Source organism: Amycolatopsis ruanii, assembly GCF_003385175.1.
Lineage (GTDB): Bacteria > Actinomycetota > Actinomycetes > Mycobacteriales > Pseudonocardiaceae > Amycolatopsis_E > Amycolatopsis_E thermalba.
The window spans coordinates 126,044-143,130 of the sequence record NZ_PQHY01000011.1; the positions used below are offsets into that span (position 1 = coordinate 126,044).

Genomic DNA, 17,087 nt, shown 5'->3' on the forward strand with positions numbered 1-17,087 from the left:
TTATGAAGTCTGTTTGAGACTGGGCTGTCTGGATGGTGTCTGCGCCTCGCCTACAGCTACTCGGTCTATGGGAACGGTGATGGCGGGTACGACAGGGCCGGAAGCATTTCGGGTTTCGGGAGTGTTCGGTCGCGGATGCGGAGAAGCTGACCGAGTGGCTGGCAATAGGCTCAGCAGACCCGACATCGGTCAGGAGGCTCGGATATTGCGGCGTACGGCGTCGAGGTAGTCGGTGATGGCCTGGTGGTTCTTGGTGAGGCATTCGATTTTTTCGACCATGCGATCGCGTTCGCGTTCGAGCGTTGCGACCATGTCTGGCGTGACGTAGGGCATGTGGATCGTGCGGGGGGTGTTCAGGCAGGGCAGGATCTGCTTGATGATCCGTGTGGGCAGCCCTGCGTCGAGCAGGCCTCGTACCTGGAGAACCCGGTCAACGACGTACTCCTCATAGTCCCGGTATCCGTTGGGCAGTCGATCCGACGCGATCAGTCCCTGCTCCTCGTAGTAGCGCAGCAACCTCATCGAAGTCCGGGTGCGCGTCGACAGCTCACCGATCCGCATATCCCTCTCCTCGCCCTCTGTGGCTGGCGTTCTGTGACTCGGCAGACACCGAGTTTGACCTTCACACTAATGTCACCCATCGACGATAGGGCTATGACGCGACCAGATACGCTGCCACCTCGCTCAAGAACGAACGCCCGGCTCCCGCTGGCGGGTCTTCTGGCCTTGGCCACCACCGGGTTCATCACGCTCCTCACCGAGACGATGCCCGCCGGGGTGCTTCCCGGGATGAGCCGAGACCTGGGTGTGAGCGAGAGCACTGCCGGGCAGAGCGTCACCGTCTTCGCGATCGGGGCGATCCTCGCCGCGATCCCGCTCACCAAGGCGACGATCGGCTGGCCGCGCCGACACTTGCTGCTGTTGGCGATCGCAGGACTCGCGATCGCCAACAGCGTCACCGCGCTCTCCGAGAGCTTCGCACTTACGCTAGCCGCCCGGTGCCTCGGCGGCATCGTCGGCGGGTTGCTCTGGGCGCTGTTGGCCGGGTACGCGGTACGGATGGTTCCCTCACATCAGCGCGGCAAGGCAATGGCGATCGCGATGGGGGGCGCAATCGTTGCCCTGTCCGTCGGAGTTCCTGCTGCGGCGTTTCTGGCCAAGCTCGTCGAGTGGCGATACGCGTTCGGGATCATGACCGTCCTCACGCTCGCGTTGATCGTGTGGGTCATCGCGGCGGTGCCGAGCTTCCCCGGACAGCCCAAGGGCTCACGGCTCCCGCTCACCCGTACCATTCGCATTCCCGGCGTAGCGCCCGTGCTCTTCGTGACCCTCACGTTCGTGCTCGCCCACAGCATCCTCTACACCTACATCGCCCCGTTCCTCACACCGCTCGGCATGGCAGGTCAAGTCGACGCCGTGCTGCTCACCTTCGGCCTGGTGTCGCTGGTGAGCATCTGGATCGCCGGAGCGCTCGTCCATCGGCACCTGCGCCTCCTCATGATCCTCGCGTGCGCGCTCTTCGCGACATGCACGCTGCTGCTCGGCATCTTCTCCGGCGTGCCTTCGCTCGTCTACGCCAGCGCGGCGCTCTGGGGGCTCGCGTTCGGCGGCACCTCCACCCTGTTGCAGACCGCAGTCGCCGAAGCAGCAGGCGACGCCGGCGATGTCGCCCAAGCACTCCTCACCACCGGATGGAACGTCGGAATCGCCGGTGGTGGCATCATCGGAGGCCTCGTCCTCAGCGGATCGGATGCATCCTGGCTGAGTTGGGTCGCGCTCGCACTGCTCGTCCCTGCACTCGCCACTGTGCTCACGGCACGCAAACACGGGTTCACCAAGGGAGAACTCGGCAGCCGCTGAACCACCGCTGCCCGCGACCCGAGAAAGGCCACGGCTTTGAGACTGTCCTTCAGGACCCTGCGGTGAGAGAACGAGCAAAACCGCAGGTCGCTAAAGATCGACATGTCATCGGCGACGGGACCCTACACGGGTACTTCACCGCCCGGGACGGCGTGGAACTGGCCTACCGGGAGGTCGGTGCCGGGCGTCCGCTCGTGTTGATCCACGGCTTCTTCTCCACCTCGCGGGTCAACTGGGTCACCTACGGCCACGCCGAGCACCTCGCGGGGCTGGGCTTCCGCGTGATCATGCCGGACCTGCGCGGCCACGGGGAGAGCGGGAAGCCGCACGATCCGGCCGCCTACCCGCCGGACGTGCTCGCCGACGACGGGTTCGACCTGGTCGAGCACCTCGGGCTCACCGACTACGACCTGGGCGGCTACTCGCTCGGCGGGCGGACGACCATCCGGATGCTGGTGCGCGGCGCCCGGCCCCGCCGGGCGGTGGTGGCCGGGATGGGGCTGCGCGGAATCGAGCACACCGGCGGCGGCAACGCGCACTTCCGCAGGGTGCTGACCGGCCTGGGCACGTTCGAGCGCGGCACGCCGGAGTGGCGGGCGGAGGCGTTCTTCCGGCAGATCGGCGGCGACCGCGACGCACTGCTGCACGTCCTGGACACCTCGATCGACACGCCCCGCACCGTGCTGGAGCACCTGGACGTGCCGACGCTCGTGGTCGCCGGGATCGAGGACCCGCACCACCGGACCGCCCGCGACCTCGCCGAGGTGCTGCCGCACGGCCGGTACGTCAACGTGCCGGGCAACCACCTCAGCGCGGTCGCGCGCCCCGAACTCGGCCACGCGATCGGCGAGTTCCTCACCTCGTAGGCCGAGCAGCTCCGGCCGCTCAGGGCCTCACCCTCCCGTCGCCGCGCGGATGCGTTCGGCGAGTTCGCGGGACCGCTCGACGAGTTCCGGCGGGCCTTCGATGGTGTACGGCACGCCGACCATCGGCAAGGTCATCGCCAGCCACTCCCACGAGTCCACCGGCGTGACGAACCGGCAGCTGTGCTCGTCGAGGGGCTCCAGCGTGCCGGCTTCGGTCATCAGCCGTTCGGCGACCACCGGCGCCGGCGCGTCGAACCGGACGACACCGCGGTGCCTGCTGAGCGGGAAGTTCGCGCTGGACTGCACGAAGCTCACCGGGTCCGGCGGCAGCGGTCGCGGGACGAACGTCGTCCCGGGCACGGTCACGCCGGTGATCCGGTCGATCCGGAAGGTGCGCCAGTCCCGCCGGTCGACGTCCCAGGCCAACAGGTACCACCGCTTGCCCAGCAGCACCTGGCGGTACGGCTCGACCCGGCGTTCGCCGCGCTCCCCGGTCCGCGTCGTGTAGCCGAACCGCACGTCCTGGCGGGCGTGGGCGGCCGTGGCGAGCTGCTGGAGCACCCGCAGGTCGAGCAGGCCCGCCGCCCGCGACACCGCCTCCGTCGAGGCCAGCACCGCCGCGATCCGGTACCGCAACCGCGACGGCAGCACCTGTTCCAGCTTCCGCAGCGCGCCGTCGGCCGCGCCCGTGGCACCGTCGACCTGGGCCAGTGCGGCGAACCGCAGACCGACGACCGTGGCCACCGCCTCCTCGTCGGTCAGCAGCAGCGGCGGCATCGCGCGGCCGGCCACGAGCTGGTAGCGGCCGCCGGGGCCGGACACCGACGACACCGGGAAGCCCAGCTCACGCAACCGTTCGATGTCCCGGCGCAGGGTGCGTGGCGAGACGCCCAACCGGGTCGTCAGATCCGCGCCGCTCCAGGTGCGGCCGGTCTGCAGCAACGACAGCAGCTCCAGCATCCGCGCGCTCGGTCCGTGCACGAATCGATGGTGGCAGGAATCGCGGCCGGAATGTGGCCGCGATCGTTCCTAGCGTCGGGCGCATGACAGAACTACGGGTCGTGGGTGCCCGGGAGCACAACCTCCGGGACGTCACCGTCGCACTGCCGAAGCACGCGTTCACGGTGGTCACCGGGGTGTCCGGATCGGGCAAGTCCTCGCTGGTGTTCGACACCATCGCGGCCGAGTCCCAGCGGCAGCTCAACGAAACGTTCACCACCTTCGTGCGCAACCGGCTGCCCCGCTACGGCCAGCCCGACGTCGACGCGATCGAGAACCTGTCGGCCGCGATCGTGGTGGACCAGAAACGCCTCGGCGGTGGCCCGCGCTCGACGGTCGGCACGGTCACCGACATCTACTCGCTGATGCGGTTGCTGTGGTCGCGGGCCGGACGGCCGTTCGCCGGGTACTCGAACGCGTTCTCCTTCAACGACCCGCAGGGGATGTGCCCGCGCTGCACCGGCCTGGGCACCGCCCGGACGATCGTGGTCGACGAGCTCATCGACCGCGGCCGCTCGCTGAACGAGGGCGCGATCCGGTTCCCCACCTTCCAGCCCGGCGGCTGGATGTGGCGCACCTTCGCCGACTCCGGCCGGTTCGACCTGGACAAGCCGCTCGCCGAGTACTCGACGGCGGAGTGGGACGGGTTCCTGCACGGCTCACCGGACCACGAAGGCCTGTTGCCGCGGTTCGAACGCATCTGGCTGCCGAAGGACGCCGACGCGCTGAAGGGCCGCACCCGCGAGGCGTTCGAGCGGGTGGTGACCGAGGAGACCTGCCCGAAGTGCCACGGCGCGCGGCTGGCCCCCGAGGCGCTGGCGTCCACAGTGGCCGGACGTTCGATCGCCGAGTGCGCGGCGATGGAGGCCGAGGACCTGCTGGCCTTCGTGCGCACGCTGACCGAACCGGAGCCGGTGGTCGCGGGACTGGTCGCGCAGCTGGAGCGGCTCGTGTCGATCGGTCTCGGTTACCTCACGATGGACCGGCCGACCTCGACCCTGTCCGGCGGTGAATCGCAGCGCGTGAAGATGGTGCGGCACCTCGGCAGCAGCCTCACCGACATGCTCTACGTCTTCGACGAGCCGAGTGTCGGCCTGCACCCGGACGATGTGACGCAGCTGGTCGCCCTGCTGAAGAGCCTGCGGGACAAGGGGAACACCGTGCTGGTGGTGGAGCACGACCCGGACGTGATCGCCGCGGCCGACCACGTCATCGACCTGGGCCCCGGCGCCGGGCAGGACGGCGGCCGGGTGGTCTACCAGGGCGCGGTCGCCGGGCTGGCGGACACCCCGACCGGCCGCTACCTGCGGCACCGCCCGCGGATCAAGGAAAACCCGCGGCGGGCCGAACGCTTCCTGGAGATCCGCGGCGCCACGCGGCACAACCTGCGCGAAGTCGACGCGGACATCCCGCTCGGTGTGCTGACCGTCGTCACCGGTGTGGCCGGATCCGGCAAGAGCACGCTGGTGCACGGGTTCGTCCCGGACGCGGTGTCGGTCGACCAGAGCCCGATCCGCGGGTCGCGCCGGTCCAGCCCGGCGACCTTCACCGGGATCCTCGACGGCATCCGGCAACGCTTCGCCACGGCGAACGGGGTGAGCCCCTCGCTGTTCAGCGCCAACTCGGCGGGGGCGTGCCCGCGCTGCCACGGCCTCGGCGTGATCTACACCGACCTGGCCTTCCTCGACCCGATGGTCTCGACGTGCGAGGAGTGCCAGGGACGCCGCTTCGTCGTGGACGTCCTGCGGTACACCTACCGGGGTCGCACGATCAGCGACGTGCTCGACCTCAGCGCGCGGGACGCGCGGACGGTGTTCCCCGACGAGCCGATGCTGGACCGGCTGGTCGAGGCCGGACTGGGATACCTGTCGCTGGGCCAGCCGCTGAACACGTTGTCCGGCGGGGAACGGCAACGCCTGAAGCTGGCCGTCGAGCTCGCCCGCCCGGCCGGATCTACGTCTTCGACGAACCCACGACCGGACTGCACCCCTCCGACGTCGCCGGACTGGTCGACCTGTTCGACCGGCTGGTGGCGGGCGGCTCGACCGTCGTGGTCATCGAGCACAACCTCGACGTGATCGCCAGGGCGGACTGGATCATCGACCTGGGTCCGGGGCCGGGCAGGCACGGCGGGCGGGTGCTGTTCCAGGGGCCACCCGCGGAGCTGGCCCGTCAGCCGCGGTCGAAGACCGGGCGGCACCTGGTCCGGCTGTCAGGGGACCGCTAGGCCGGCCCGCCGGAGCGCCTCTTCCACGCGCAGCCGCTCCACGTCGCGTTCCACGCCTTCCGGCAGCTCGTCCAGCCAGTGCCGCAGGCCGAGCGCCGCGCAAGCCTGGACCAGCAACGCGTCGTACGCCTGGTGGGTGGCGCGGCGGCGCAGCATCGGCGCGTCCGGGGCCAGGTCCGCCAGGCACCGGTGCACGCGGCGCAGGTCCGCGGCGAGCTGCTCGATCGGCGGGCCGGCCGGCGCTGGTTCCGTGCGGCGCCGGAGGGCGGCGACCACCGCGGGGGTCTTGCTCGCGAGCCAGAACAGCACCGGGGGCGTGGCACACACGACCAGGTAGATCGCCACGTTGACCACCATGGTTCAGGATAGGCGCCCGCCGTCCGCGCCGCGCCAGTCTGTACCGGTTCCGCGCCCGGGAATACCCCGCGACCCCGGTGCGTCGGGTACCGTAGTAGTTGAACTTTCAAACATGGAGGCTGCGATGAGTGCGACTCCCGTGCTCTACCTGAGCCACGGCGCGCCGCCGCTCGCCGATGACGCGCTGTGGACCCGCCAGCTGGCCGACTGGTCGGCGAACCTGCCCAAGCCCACGGCGATCCTCGTCGTCTCGGCGCACTGGGAGGAGGCGCCGGTGACCGTCGGCGCGACCACGACGGTTCCGCTGGTCTACGACTTCTGGGGCTTCCCCGACCACTACTACACCGTCACCTACCCGGCACCCGGCGCGCCCGACCTGGCCGCGAAGGTGCGCAAGCTCCTGACCGGCCCGGGCACCGAGGTGCACGAGGCGCCCGACCGCGGCCTCGACCACGGCGCCTACGTGCCGCTCGTCGAGATGTACCCGGACGCGGACGTGCCGGTGCTGCAGATGTCCATGCCCACGCTGGACCCGCGGAAGCTGTTCGAGCTGGGCCGCAAGCTGCGGCCGCTGCGGGACGAGGGCGTGCTGATCATCGGCAGCGGGTTCTTCACGCACAACCTCTCCGCGATGGGCGTCGGCGTGGACGGCACCCCGCCGCGGTGGTCCGCCGAGTTCGACCAGTGGGGCGCGGAAACGCTGCGGGCCAACGACATCGACGCGTTGCTCGACTTCCGCCACAAGGCGCCCGCCGCGACGCTCGCGCACCCGCGCATCGAGCACTTCGCGCCGCTGTTCGTCAGCCTCGGCGCCGGTTCCGCGGACGCCGAGCCGGAGACCGTCATCGACGGCTACTGGTACGGCCTGGCGAAACGGTCCGTGCAGATCGGCTGACCCGCACGCGAAAAACGGGCCCGGGAGCACACGCTCCCGGGCCCGCTTCACGTCAGGGCATCAGCCCTTGATGTTGATCCCCTTGCCGCTGACCAGGTCGCTGACCTGCTCGAAGACGGCGGTCGGGTTGGAGTCCAGCTGCGCGATGGCCGGGACGTCGCCGGTGGGCAGCACGCCCTCGACGCTCGTCGGCAGCTCGGGCAGCTCGGCCCGGCCGGCACCCGGCAGCTCGGCCGGCAGCGCGGAGCGCTCCGCGCGGGCGGGCAGCGCCGGCAGCTTCGGCAGGGCGGTGGCGCCCATCTCCGGCATCGTGATCGGCAGGTCGATCTGCGGCTCCTGGCCGGCGACCGAGATGTCCGTCGCGTTGCGCACCGTCGTGCTGGTGACCGCGATCAGGCCCAGCGGGATGTCGTAGACCTGGGCGACGACGCCGACCGGAACCTGCTTGGTGATCCCGGACAGGGCCTTGGCCGGGCCGGACGTGGTGTCCGTGCCGCCCACGGTGCCGACCGTGGTGTTGTCGGCGAACGCGTGCGCGACCCCGCCCAGCGAGACGGCGTTGCCGAACACCTGCGCCACGGCCGCGGCCGGGACGTCGAAGATGTCGCCGGACAGCGCGCCACCCTCGCCCGAGGTGGTGATGTCGCCACCCGAGTTGGCCTCGGTGCTGTTCACACCGGCCGCGTGCGCGACACCGACCAGGCTCGCGGCGTTGCCGAAGACCTGGGCCACCGGCAGCAGCTGGGCCGCGACCACGTTGCCGGCGATCGAGCCGCCCTCACCGTTGGTCTCGGCGTCGCCGCCCGCGGTCGACACGACGTCGTTGGACGCGACGCCCTTGACCACGCCGCCCCACACCGCGGCGTCACCGAAGACGGTGGCCACGGCGCCGACCGGCGCCTCGACGATGTTGCCCGCGATCGAGCCACCCTCACCGGTGGTGGACAGGTCGCCACCCGCGGTCGAGTCGGTCACGTTCTCCGACTCGCCGAAGCCGTTGCCGATCCACGCCCCGCCGATGCCGTGCACCTGCGCGGGCAGCGACACCGGCGCCGCGCCGATGTTGCCGGACAGGAAGCCGCCCTTACCGGTCGCGTGGCCGATGCCACCCGCCGTCGAGGTGGTGTCGGTGGTGGCCGCGCCGGAGCCCTGGCCGATCCACGCGCCACCGATGCCGAACGCCTGCACCGGCGCCGAAACCGGCACCTGGACCAGGTTCGCGCTGGCCGCGGCGTTGTCGTCCTGGGTGTTGCCGCCGCCACCGGAGGTCACGGTCTTGGTCTCGGACGCCTCCCCGGCGCCCTGACCGATCCACGACCCGCCGACACCGAAGACCTCGGCGGGCAGGGCCACCGGAGTCTGCACGACGTTGCCCGAGCCGGTGGAGTCGTTGCCCTGGCTGCCGTTGTACCCGCCGGCCTTGACGTCCTTGGTCTCGGTCGCGCTGCCCGAGGCGTTGCCGATCCACGAGCCGCCGACGCCGAACACCTCGACGGTGCCCGCGGGCGGGGCGGACACGGTGTTGCCGCCGAGGAACGAGCCGTTGCCGGTGGTGTAGGTGCCCGAGCCGGCCTCGGCCTCGACGTCGTTGTCGCAGCCGCTGGCGTGCGCGTTGCCGATCCAGGTCCCGCCGACGCAGAACGCCTCGACCGGGAGCGCGACGGGCGCGTCGGCGATGTTGCCGGAACCGGCCGCGTCCTCACCGCTGGTGCTGGTGAAGCCACCGGCCTGCGCGTCGCTGCCGAGGTCCACGCCGCCGCCCTGGCGGTCCGCGCCGCCGCCGACGAGCGTGTTTCCGATCCAGGCCGCGGCGTTGCCCGCGACGGTCGCCGGAACCGCGGGCTGCGGCTGCGCGACGTTGCCCGCCAGGAACGAGTCGTCCCCGTCGGTCTGGATGTAGGTCGGGATGTCGTTCATGCCCGGCTTGGTGTCGCCGGCCTCGGCCTCGGTCTCGTAGGCGCCGGACGGGACGTCGGCGTCGCCACCCCAGGAGACGGCGTTGCCGGACACCTTGGCGGGCAGCGCCACCGGGATCCCGGCGACGTTACCGGTGCCCGCACCCTTCGAACCGTGCGTCTCGATCGAGCCGCCGGACTCCGCCTCGCTGGAGCCTTCGAAGTCGGTCTCGGCGTGGCCGAGGAACCAGCCCAGGGCGTTGCCCGACACCTGCAGCGGCGTCGCGCCCTGCGGGGCGACGACGTTGCCGGACAGGCCGCCGTTGGTGCCGTCGGTGACGATGTCACCGGTGGTCGACGCCTCCTGCGTCGCGCTGCCCGAGGTGTGGCCGCTGCCGACCAGGCCGAGCGCGTTGCCCGAGATCTGGATGGGTGCGGCCCAGTCCAGCGCGACGACGTTGCCGGCGAAACCGCCGTGCGAACCGTCGGTGTTGATGTCCGAGTCGTGCTCGTAGGTCTGCGTCGCGTCGGACTCGACCGCCGCGTCGCCCAGCACGCCGAGGGCGTTGCCGCTGATCAGGATCGGCACGGCGATGTTGCCCGAGACCTTGTTGCCGTGGAACGGGTCACCGTTGTCCTGCACCGAGGGGGTGGCGTCCTGCGCCACGGTGGCGCGCTGCGAACCGGGGTGGGTCGCCTGGCCGACGCGCTGCGCCGCACCGCTGGCGGCGTCGGTGGCCTTGGCGATGACGCCGTTGGCGGCGCCCATGGCCGGGGCGGCGGGCTTCAGCGCGCCGGTCTTGGTGACCGGGGCGGCCGCCTTGTTCACCGCGCCGGTGACCGGCTTGGTGCTGATCTCCTTGTCGACCTCAGGGAGGTCGACCTGCTTGCCCAGGGTGCCCAGGGCGTTGTCCTGGACCTTCACCGGGACGCTCAGGTTGACGTCCAGCGGACCGGCAGGACTGTCCGGGTTGATGTTCTCGTCGGCAGATGCGATGCCGGTACCCAGCATCAGCAAGCCACCCGTGACCAGCGCGGTCTGAATTCCGCGCTTTGCCCAGGTCTGCATCGAGGGTTTCTCCTTTTCTTCGGGTTCCCTTGCGGGGCTTGAAGTCGGTGCACTGACAGAGCACCGGGGATCGCGGGCATGGGTGAGGAAGCCCGCGAGGGCTGGAAAAAGCGGGGTGCTCTGGCTGTGCGCGCGACGCCGGTCCGAAGAAGGGGCACGGCGAACAGGGCGGCGCTTCGAGCTACCCCGCGCGAAAATCAGTCAGGAGTGACACCGGGCTGCTCGCCCGGCTGAACCGGCGTGTGCCGGGAAACGATGCGGACGGCACTGCGGTCGTCCACACCACGCACGGCCGGGCCGCCGGCGGGAACGCCGAACAGCAGGCCGTCGATGTGACCACCGGTGACAGCGCCACCGGGGGCGAACGGAACACCCGCGGGTGCGAGCGGTCCGCGCAGCGGCGAGTACGGGAACTGGTCCCGCCGGTCGCCGGAGGAACGGTCGGTGCCGCGGTCGTGCGGACCGACCTTGGACACCACGCCGTGCGGTACGTCCGGCACCGCCTTCGCGACCGGACCCATCACGGGCGCGGCTGCGGGGGCGGGCAGGACGTCGGCCGCGGGGAGCGCGGCCGACTGCTCGGCGTCGTCGAAGCCACGCAGGCCCGGCAGCTTGATCAGGCTCTTGCCGCCCGGGTGCAGGAAACCCCACACCTTGTTGCCGAACTCGGCGACCGCGGGCGGCGGGGTCAGCGCCTGGCCGATCACCTGCGGCGCGTCCTGCGGCTTGCGGCTGATGTGCTCGGCGGTGCCGAGGGTGCGCTCGACCGGACGCAGCACCGCGTCGCGGGTGAACGAGTGGACCGTCTGACGCAGGTCCGCCGCGGCGGCCTCGCCACGGGCCGGGTCCGCCGGGCCGCCGGCCATGCCGTACTTCAGCGCGGTGGCGGTGGCGTTGCCGACCAGGTCGGAGACGCCCCAGGTGAGGTCGTCGGTCGCGGTGACCACGCGGTCGGTGACCGGGGTCGCCTCGTCCCCGCTGGTGCGGGTGTCCGCCGGTGCGGGGGCGAGCTGGGTGGCGGAGGCGGTGGCGTCGCCGATCAGCCAGGCGGCCGTGGTGCCCAGGACGGCACCGGCGATCACGAGCAGGGCGCGGACGAGCCAGCGCACGGCCGAAGCCGTACCCCGTCCCATGGCCGCGTTCGCCTGCAACACCGTCTCCTGTCGAAGAAGTTGATCGCGATTTCCCGGTCGAGCCGTGTCCGAAACGTGCTCGCATTGATGCGGTAATCGCTTGCGCTGTCGAGATAACCAAAACTCGGGGGGCCCTCGCACCCTCGACACGACTTGATCGCACGATCGTGTGAAGAACACCGGGTGTGGCCGGACATCACGGGACGTGATCGGACCGGCCACACCCGCGGGGCGCCCAGAACGCGAGGGATCCTGGGCGCCCCAAGGGAAATCAGCCCAGCGCGCCCTGGACGATCGACGGGATCGCACCCGCCCAGGCGGAGCTGGCGAGACCCGCGGCACCGGCACCGGCCAGCGCGCCGGACTCGTTCCACGCGTTCACGTAGTCCGCACCCGTCGGGTGCGACGGCACCACGACGGGGGCGGTCAGTTCGTCCGCCGACGCGGTTCCACCGGCGAAGGCGAAAGCGCCGAGGGCGATGGCGAGAGCGGCGGCGCCACGCATCAGGGTCCTGCTCATGATCTGCACTCCTTCGTTGTGGGCGTTCGGTTCCGGTGAAAGCGCTATCCGAGCGCGCCCTGGACGATCGACGGGATCGCACCCGCCCAGGCGGAGCTGGCGAGACCCGCGGCACCCGCACCCGCCAACGCGCCGGACTCGTTCCACGCATTGACGTAGTCCGCGCCCGTCGGGTCGGACGGGACGACCACCGGCGCGGTCAGCCCGCTGTCCTCCCGGCCGCTGACCGAACCCGCCGCCCCCTGCACGATCGACGGGATCGCACCCGCCCAGGCGGAGCTGACCAGACCCGCGGCACCGGCGCCGAAGCACGCCCCGGACTGGTTCCACGCGTTCACGTAATCGGCGCCCGTCGGGTGCGAAGGCACCTGCGCGGGGCAGGTCAGACCGGACGGTTCCGCGCCGGTCGCCGCCGACGCCGTCCCACCGGAGACACCCATCGCGAGCAGGCCGGCCCCCACCAGCACCGCCGCGGCCGTCGTCTTGCGGAATTTGCTGAACATCGTCAGTGCACTCCTTTTCAATCGACCGGAAGTTCCACGCACTCCCGTCGCAACTGACGTTAAACGTCGAATGGAAGAATGCGCCAGATCGATTACCCGGAAGTGTGAAGAAAGCGCTTTCGGGCAGCACACAGAGCCGCTCCACTGCTGGTCAGAGCGGCTGTTCAGGGCACAAAGGGAAACGGTTGGAAAAGTCGTGCGGACGTGCCGGGAAATCGATCGGGAAACTTTCGGACGCGTTCCGCCCGGAGGAATCCGCGGTCGGCGGAATGGGATTCCGCGACCACGGCGAACGGCATCGGCGGCGGCGCCGGGCGCAGCGGGCAGACGCCGGCCGCGTCCGTGGCGTGCACCGGAGCCGCGCAGGCGCCGTGCACCGGTGCCGCCGGTTCGGGCGCGCCCGGTCCGGGTTCGACCGGTTTGGGTTCGACCGGTTTGGGCTCAGCGGGTTCGGGCTGCACCGGGGCGGGTTCCGACGCGGGGAGCGGCGCCGGTGAGGTGACCTTCGGCGGAACCGGTGGCGGCTCCGGCACTCGCGGCAGCACCGGAGCGGCCCGGCGATCGGGCACAGCCGGCGGCGGCTTCGGCGCGCTCGCCCGGGTGGTTCCGGCGGCCCGCGGCCGCACCGGTTCCGCGAACACCGGCGTGGTGCCGGTCACCGAAGCGACGATCCGGTCGGTTCGCAGCGGCGGCGCGATGATCCCGGTCACCTGCCGCACGACGTCGTGCACCGGCTCGGTCGTCCCACCGACCAGGCCGAGCAAGGGGGACAGCGGATCCGGCACCGCCTCGTCCGCCGACGCCGACGACGCGACGAGCCAGGACACCAGGGTGACCGCGAACGCCCCGGCGATGCCGAGCAGTACGCGCACCAGGATGTTCCCGGCCGTGGTCCGTCGCGTCATGGAGAAGCTGCCACTCCTCTCATCGCGCTGGGTGGTCAGCGCGATCACGCAGTGTCGATCTTGGTCGAAGATTGACATACCGTCGGAACTTGCGCTGACTCGATGACGGCACTTGCGCCTGATCGTGTGACGCTGCGCCCGCGGCCGCGGCTTCCGCGCGTTGCGCTGCCGTATTCGTCCCGCTCGATAGGGTGGATCCGTGACTGAGCCGCAGCCTCCGAAATACGGATTCCTCAGCGACGACTCGGTCGTCCCGCGCGGGCTCCGGGTCAGCGCCGCGTTCAGCTGGCGGTTGCTCGTGGTGGCCGCGGCCGCCTACCTCATCCTGCGGCTGCTCGCCTTCCTGTCGGTCGTGGTGATCCCGGTCGCGATCGCGCTGCTCGGCGCCGGCCTGCTCGCCCCGGCGGTGGCACGGCTGGTGCAGGTCCGGGTGCCGCGGGGGCTGGCGACCGCGATCGTGCTGATCGGCGGGCTCGCGGTCCTGGGCGGGATGCTGGCGTTCGTCGTCATCAACATCACCGATGGCCTGCCCGCGCTGACCAGCCAGGTCAACAACAGCCTCAACCAGATCCGGGACTGGCTGATCAACGACCTGCACCTCAAGCAGGAGCAGATCCAGCAGTTCCTGGACAACTCGATCAGCTTCCTGCAGGACAACCAGGCGGCGTTCACCAACAGTGCGCTCACCACGGCGACCACGGTCGGCGAGATCCTCACCGGCTTCGTGCTGACGCTGTTCGTCCTGATCTTCTTCCTCGCCGGCGGCGACAAGATCTGGAGCTGGGTGACGCTGGGCATCCCGCAGCGGGTCCGGCGCCGCGTGGACGTCGCGGGCCGGCGCGGGTTCGCCTCGCTGGTCGCGTTCGTCCGCGCCACCGCGGCGGTCGCCGTGGTGGACGCGGTCGGCGTCGGCATCGGGCTGGCGATCCTCGGCGTCCCGCTCGCGATCCCGCTGTCCACGCTGGTGTTCATCGGCGCGTTCATCCCGATCTTCGGCGCGGTGATCACCGGTGCGGTCGCGGTGCTGGTCGCGCTGGTCACCAAGGGTTTCGTCACCGCGCTGATCGTGCTGGCCATCATCATCGCGGTGATGCAGCTGGAGAGCCACATCCTGCAGCCGCTGCTGCTCGGCCGCGCGGTCAAGCTGCACCCGCTGGCCGTCGTGCTCGGCATCGCCGCCGGCCTGGTCGTCTACGGCATCCCGGGCGCGCTGCTTGCGGTGCCGCTGATGTCGATCGTCAACGCCGGTGTGCGCTCGCTGCTGCACGAGGTCGACCCGGAGCCGGCCGAGGTCGACGTCCTGCACGACATCGAGGCCGTGCCCAACGCCGATCCCGCCGAGGCGGACGAGGAGCCCGGCGACCCAGGCAAGTCGTGAGCCGCCGGTTCGGGCCCACCGCGCGCGAACCGGCCACCCCGCTGTGGTGGGGCACGATCGGCCTGCGCGTGCTCACGCTGCTGTTCGCGGTCGGCGCGGTGATCGTGCACAACGACGGCTACCAGCGTCCGTGGCTGGCCTGGACCGTGCTCGGCGGGATGACACTGTGGACGGTCGCGACCGCCCTGGTCTACGCGCGGGAGGCGCTGCGGTGGCGGTGGCGGTGGTTCGTCTTCGCCGACGTGCTGGTCACCTGCGCCCTGATGCTGACCTCGCCGTGGATCCTGACCGACGAGCAGAACGCGGCGGTGGCCCCGCTGATCACGACCGTGTGGGTGGCCGGTGCGCCGGTCGCGGCGGGCACCCGCTTCGGCGGGGTGGGCGGGGTCGCCGCCGGCCTGGTGATCGCGGCCGCGACGGGGATCGCGCGGCAGGGGTTCACCCTCGACGTGGCGCGGGACGGTGTGCTGCTGGTCGCGAGCGGGCTGCTGATCGGCATGAGCGCGTCGACCGCGCGCAAGTCGGCGGCCGTGCTCGCCGAGGCGCTGCGCACCGAGGTCGCCAACGCCGAGCGGGAACGGCTGGCGCGCGACATCCACGACAGCGTCCTGCAGGTGCTGGCGCGCGTCCGGCGGCGCGGCGCCGAACTGGGCGGGGAGGCGGCCGAGCTCGCCGAACTGGCCGGGGAGCAGGAGATCGCGCTGCGCGCGCTGGTCACCACCGGGCCGCGGCGGCACAGCACCGGCGAGACCGATCTGCGGGCCGCGCTGCAGCTGCTCGGATCGTCGAAGGTCCAGGTCGCGGCGCCGGCGGGGGAGGTGAACCTGCCGTCCCGGACGACCGCGGAGCTGGTCGCCGTGGTCCGCGAGGCCCTGTCCAACGTCGACAAGCACGCCGGTCCGGCGGCCAAGGCGTGGGTGTTGCTGGAGGACGTCGGCGGTGAGGTCGTGGTGACCGTGCGGGACGACGGCCCGGGCATCCCCGCGGGACGGCTCGCGGACGCGGAGAGTGAGGGCCGGATGGGGGTTGTTCACTCGATGCGGGGACGCGTGGCCGAACTCGGTGGCACGATCTCCCTGGAGACCGCGCCAGGGCAGGGGACCGAATGGGAGATCCGGGTGCCGAGGACATGATCAGCGTGATGGTCGTCGACGACCACCCGATCTGGCGGGACGGCGTGGCACGCGACCTGACCGAGAACGGGTTCGACGTGCGGGCGACCGCGCCGGACGCCGCCGCCGCGATGCCCATCACGACCGCGGTGCGGCCGGACGTCGTGCTGATGGACATGAACCTGGGCAACACCTCCGGGGTCGACGCGACGCGGGAGATCACCACGTCGCTGCCGGACACCCGGGTGCTGGTGTTGTCGGCCAGCGGTGAGCACAGCGACGTGCTGGAGGCGGTCAAGGCCGGGGCGTCCGGGTACCTGGTGAAGTCGGCGTCGGTGCCGGAGCTGGTCGAGGCGGTGCGGCGGACCGCGGAGGGCGACCCGGTGTTCACGCCCGGGCTGGCCGGCCTGGTGCTGGGCGAGTACCGGCGGATGGCGGCCGCGCCGGCGGGCGGGGTGGCGCCGCCGCGGCTGACCGAGCGGGAGACCGACGTCCTGCGGCTGGTCGCGAAGGGTCTGACGGCGCGGCAGATCGCCGAGCGGCTGGTGTTGTCGCACCGGACGGTGGAGAACCACGTGCAGTCGACGCTGCGGAAGCTGCAGCTGCACAACCGGGTGGAGCTGGCGCGCTACGCGATCGAGCACGGGCTCGACAAAGACTAGGGATTTTCCCGGATCTCGTCCCGGGGTCGCCGGTCGTAGCGTGGTGGCATGGGCGAGGAGACCGGGACCAAGCCGATGAGCCCGCGCGACCTGCGGGTGTCGGACGCGGAGCGCGAGCACGTCGTGGAGGTGCTGCAGAAGGCGATCGGCCGCGGCATGATCGACCTCGACGAGTTCACCGAGCGGACCGACAAGGCGTTGGCGGCGCGCACGCGGGGTGAGCTGAACGCGGTGCTCGCGGACCTGCCCGGGCTGGTGCACCCGGAGGTGTACCCGGCCGCGCCGGCGGTGTCGTACTCGCCGGACCAGCGGCTGGAGCTGAACGCGAAGTACTCGGCGCTGGTGCGCAACGGCCGGTGGCTGGTGCCGCCGGAGGTGGTGGTGCGCAACCGGTACGGCTCGACGAAGCTCGATTTCAGCGACGCGCAGGTGGCGAGCCCGGTGGTGCGGGTCGAGCTGGACTGCAAGTGGGGCTCGGTCGAGGTGATCATCCCGGACCACGCGGCGGTCGACCTGAACGCGATCACCGAGATCAAGTACGGCTCCCTCCAGGACAAGACGGGTTCCGACGGCAGGCCCGGCAACCCGCGGCTGGTGTTCGCCGGCCGGCTGCACGGAGGCTCACTGGTGATCCGCCACCCGCGGCGGGGGTTCTTCGGCCATTAGGGGCGCGGCTGGGGGCGCCGCGCCCCTAATGGCCGAAGAA

General features: G+C 71.2%; 15 protein-coding genes and 1 pseudogene. 8 read left to right on the forward strand and 8 right to left on the reverse strand.

Annotated elements, in window-relative coordinates; genetic code table 11:
- Positions 1-189 precede the first annotated feature (189 nt).
- Entirely contained in the window at positions 190-561 is a 372-nt protein-coding gene (locus D0D28_RS08885) for a MerR family transcriptional regulator (protein WP_116110308.1), read from the reverse strand.
- 93 nt (positions 562-654) lie between these two features.
- Here D0D28_RS08885 and D0D28_RS08890 point away from each other — a divergent pair, with 93 nt between their 5' ends.
- Both D0D28_RS08890 and D0D28_RS08895 read left to right on the forward strand, forming a co-directional pair.
- The gene (locus tag D0D28_RS08890) at positions 655-1,860 is read left to right on the forward strand and encodes an MFS transporter (RefSeq protein ID WP_116110309.1); all 1,206 of its coding nucleotides are present in this window, start codon (positions 655-657) and stop codon (positions 1,858-1,860) included.
- 62 nt (positions 1,861-1,922) lie between these two features.
- A complete protein-coding gene (locus D0D28_RS08895) occupies positions 1,923-2,726 on the forward strand; it encodes an alpha/beta fold hydrolase (protein ID WP_240323136.1) in 804 nt (267 codons plus the stop codon).
- A gap of 27 nt (positions 2,727-2,753) precedes the next feature.
- Here D0D28_RS08895 and D0D28_RS08900 read toward each other — a convergent pair whose 3' ends face one another.
- The gene (locus D0D28_RS08900) at positions 2,754-3,707 is read right to left on the reverse strand and encodes a helix-turn-helix transcriptional regulator (RefSeq protein ID WP_240323137.1); all 954 of its coding nucleotides are present in this window, start codon (positions 3,705-3,707) and stop codon (positions 2,754-2,756) included.
- Positions 3,708-3,769: 62 nt separating this feature from the next.
- On the opposite strand from D0D28_RS08900, the pseudogene D0D28_RS08905 reads away from it, so the two are divergent.
- Positions 3,770-5,952: pseudogene (locus tag D0D28_RS08905) on the forward strand (excinuclease ABC subunit UvrA).
- On the opposite strand, the gene D0D28_RS08910 reads toward D0D28_RS08905, so the two are convergent.
- Positions 5,938-6,309 carry a hypothetical protein gene (locus tag D0D28_RS08910; protein WP_094003276.1) on the reverse strand — a complete coding sequence of 124 codons (372 nt, stop codon included), beginning with the start codon at positions 6,307-6,309 and terminating at the stop codon, positions 5,938-5,940. The pseudogene D0D28_RS08905 and the gene D0D28_RS08910 sit on opposite strands and share 15 nt — an antisense overlap.
- Before the next feature lie 124 nt (positions 6,310-6,433).
- Between D0D28_RS08910 and D0D28_RS08915 the strand changes: the two genes are divergently transcribed.
- Positions 6,434-7,204, forward strand: a complete 771-nt coding sequence (locus tag D0D28_RS08915) for a dioxygenase family protein (RefSeq protein ID WP_094003277.1) — start codon at positions 6,434-6,436, stop codon at positions 7,202-7,204.
- Between the two features lie 60 nt (positions 7,205-7,264).
- Here the strand turns inward: D0D28_RS08915 and D0D28_RS08920 are convergent, their stop codons facing one another.
- From D0D28_RS08920 to D0D28_RS08940, 5 genes are all read right to left on the reverse strand, one after another.
- The gene (locus D0D28_RS08920) at positions 7,265-10,168 is read right to left on the reverse strand and encodes a beta strand repeat-containing protein (RefSeq protein ID WP_116110311.1); all 2,904 of its coding nucleotides are present in this window, start codon (positions 10,166-10,168) and stop codon (positions 7,265-7,267) included.
- Positions 10,169-10,365: 197 nt separating this feature from the next.
- Positions 10,366-11,277 carry a hypothetical protein gene (locus D0D28_RS08925; protein ID WP_116110318.1) on the reverse strand — a complete coding sequence of 304 codons (912 nt, stop codon included), beginning with the start codon at positions 11,275-11,277 and terminating at the stop codon, positions 10,366-10,368.
- 295 nt (positions 11,278-11,572) lie between these two features.
- Positions 11,573-11,821 carry a hypothetical protein gene (locus D0D28_RS08930; protein WP_094003296.1) on the reverse strand — a complete coding sequence of 83 codons (249 nt, stop codon included), beginning with the start codon at positions 11,819-11,821 and terminating at the stop codon, positions 11,573-11,575.
- Between the two features lie 44 nt (positions 11,822-11,865).
- Positions 11,866-12,324, reverse strand: coding sequence for a hypothetical protein (locus D0D28_RS08935; protein ID WP_094003279.1), 459 nt, complete (start codon positions 12,322-12,324; stop codon positions 11,866-11,868).
- A gap of 164 nt (positions 12,325-12,488) precedes the next feature.
- Positions 12,489-13,229: a hypothetical protein gene (locus D0D28_RS08940; protein WP_094003280.1), complete on the reverse strand. Its 741-nt coding sequence runs from the start codon at positions 13,227-13,229 to the stop codon at positions 12,489-12,491.
- A 199-nt stretch (positions 13,230-13,428) separates the two neighbouring features.
- On the opposite strand from D0D28_RS08940, the gene D0D28_RS08945 reads away from it, so the two are divergent.
- From D0D28_RS08945 to D0D28_RS08960, 4 genes are read left to right on the forward strand one after another with little or no spacing between them, the layout of a single operon-like run.
- Positions 13,429-14,607 (forward strand): AI-2E family transporter, encoded by a 1,179-nt coding sequence (locus tag D0D28_RS08945; RefSeq protein ID WP_116110312.1) that lies wholly within the window; start codon positions 13,429-13,431, stop codon positions 14,605-14,607.
- Positions 14,604-15,740 (forward strand): MacS family sensor histidine kinase, encoded by a 1,137-nt coding sequence (macS, locus tag D0D28_RS08950; protein ID WP_116110313.1) that lies wholly within the window; start codon positions 14,604-14,606, stop codon positions 15,738-15,740. The genes D0D28_RS08945 and macS overlap by 4 nt, the downstream gene beginning before the upstream one ends.
- Positions 15,737-16,381: a response regulator transcription factor gene (locus D0D28_RS08955; protein WP_116110319.1), complete on the forward strand. Its 645-nt coding sequence runs from the start codon at positions 15,737-15,739 to the stop codon at positions 16,379-16,381. Before macS ends, D0D28_RS08955 begins: the two co-directional genes overlap by 4 nt.
- A gap of 48 nt (positions 16,382-16,429) precedes the next feature.
- Positions 16,430-17,047, forward strand: a complete 618-nt coding sequence (locus D0D28_RS08960; RefSeq protein ID WP_116110314.1) for a DUF1707 SHOCT-like domain-containing protein — start codon at positions 16,430-16,432, stop codon at positions 17,045-17,047.
- Positions 17,048-17,087 lie beyond the last annotated feature (40 nt).

Excerpts from the sequence above, each read along its gene's own strand:
- D0D28_RS08930 (WP_094003296.1), bottom strand. The coding sequence starts at position 11,821 with ATGAGCAGGACCCTGATGCGTGGCGCCGCCGCTCTCGCCATCGCCCTC.
- D0D28_RS08960 (WP_116110314.1), top strand. The coding sequence starts at position 16,430 with ATGGGCGAGGAGACCGGGACCAAGCCGATGAGCCCGCGCGACCTGCGG.
- D0D28_RS08940 (WP_094003280.1), bottom strand. The coding sequence starts at position 13,229 with ATGACGCGACGGACCACGGCCGGGAACATCCTGGTGCGCGTACTGCTC.
- D0D28_RS08885 (WP_116110308.1), bottom strand. The coding sequence starts at position 561 with ATGCGGATCGGTGAGCTGTCGACGCGCACCCGGACTTCGATGAGGTTG.
- D0D28_RS08955 (WP_116110319.1), top strand. The coding sequence starts at position 15,737 with ATGATCAGCGTGATGGTCGTCGACGACCACCCGATCTGGCGGGACGGC.
- D0D28_RS08910 (WP_094003276.1), bottom strand. The coding sequence starts at position 6,309 with ATGGTGGTCAACGTGGCGATCTACCTGGTCGTGTGTGCCACGCCCCCG.
- D0D28_RS08890 (WP_116110309.1), top strand. The coding sequence starts at position 655 with ATGACGCGACCAGATACGCTGCCACCTCGCTCAAGAACGAACGCCCGG.
- D0D28_RS08915 (WP_094003277.1), top strand. The coding sequence starts at position 6,434 with ATGAGTGCGACTCCCGTGCTCTACCTGAGCCACGGCGCGCCGCCGCTC.
- D0D28_RS08920 (WP_116110311.1), bottom strand. The coding sequence starts at position 10,168 with ATGCAGACCTGGGCAAAGCGCGGAATTCAGACCGCGCTGGTCACGGGT.
- D0D28_RS08935 (WP_094003279.1), bottom strand. The coding sequence starts at position 12,324 with ATGTTCAGCAAATTCCGCAAGACGACGGCCGCGGCGGTGCTGGTGGGG.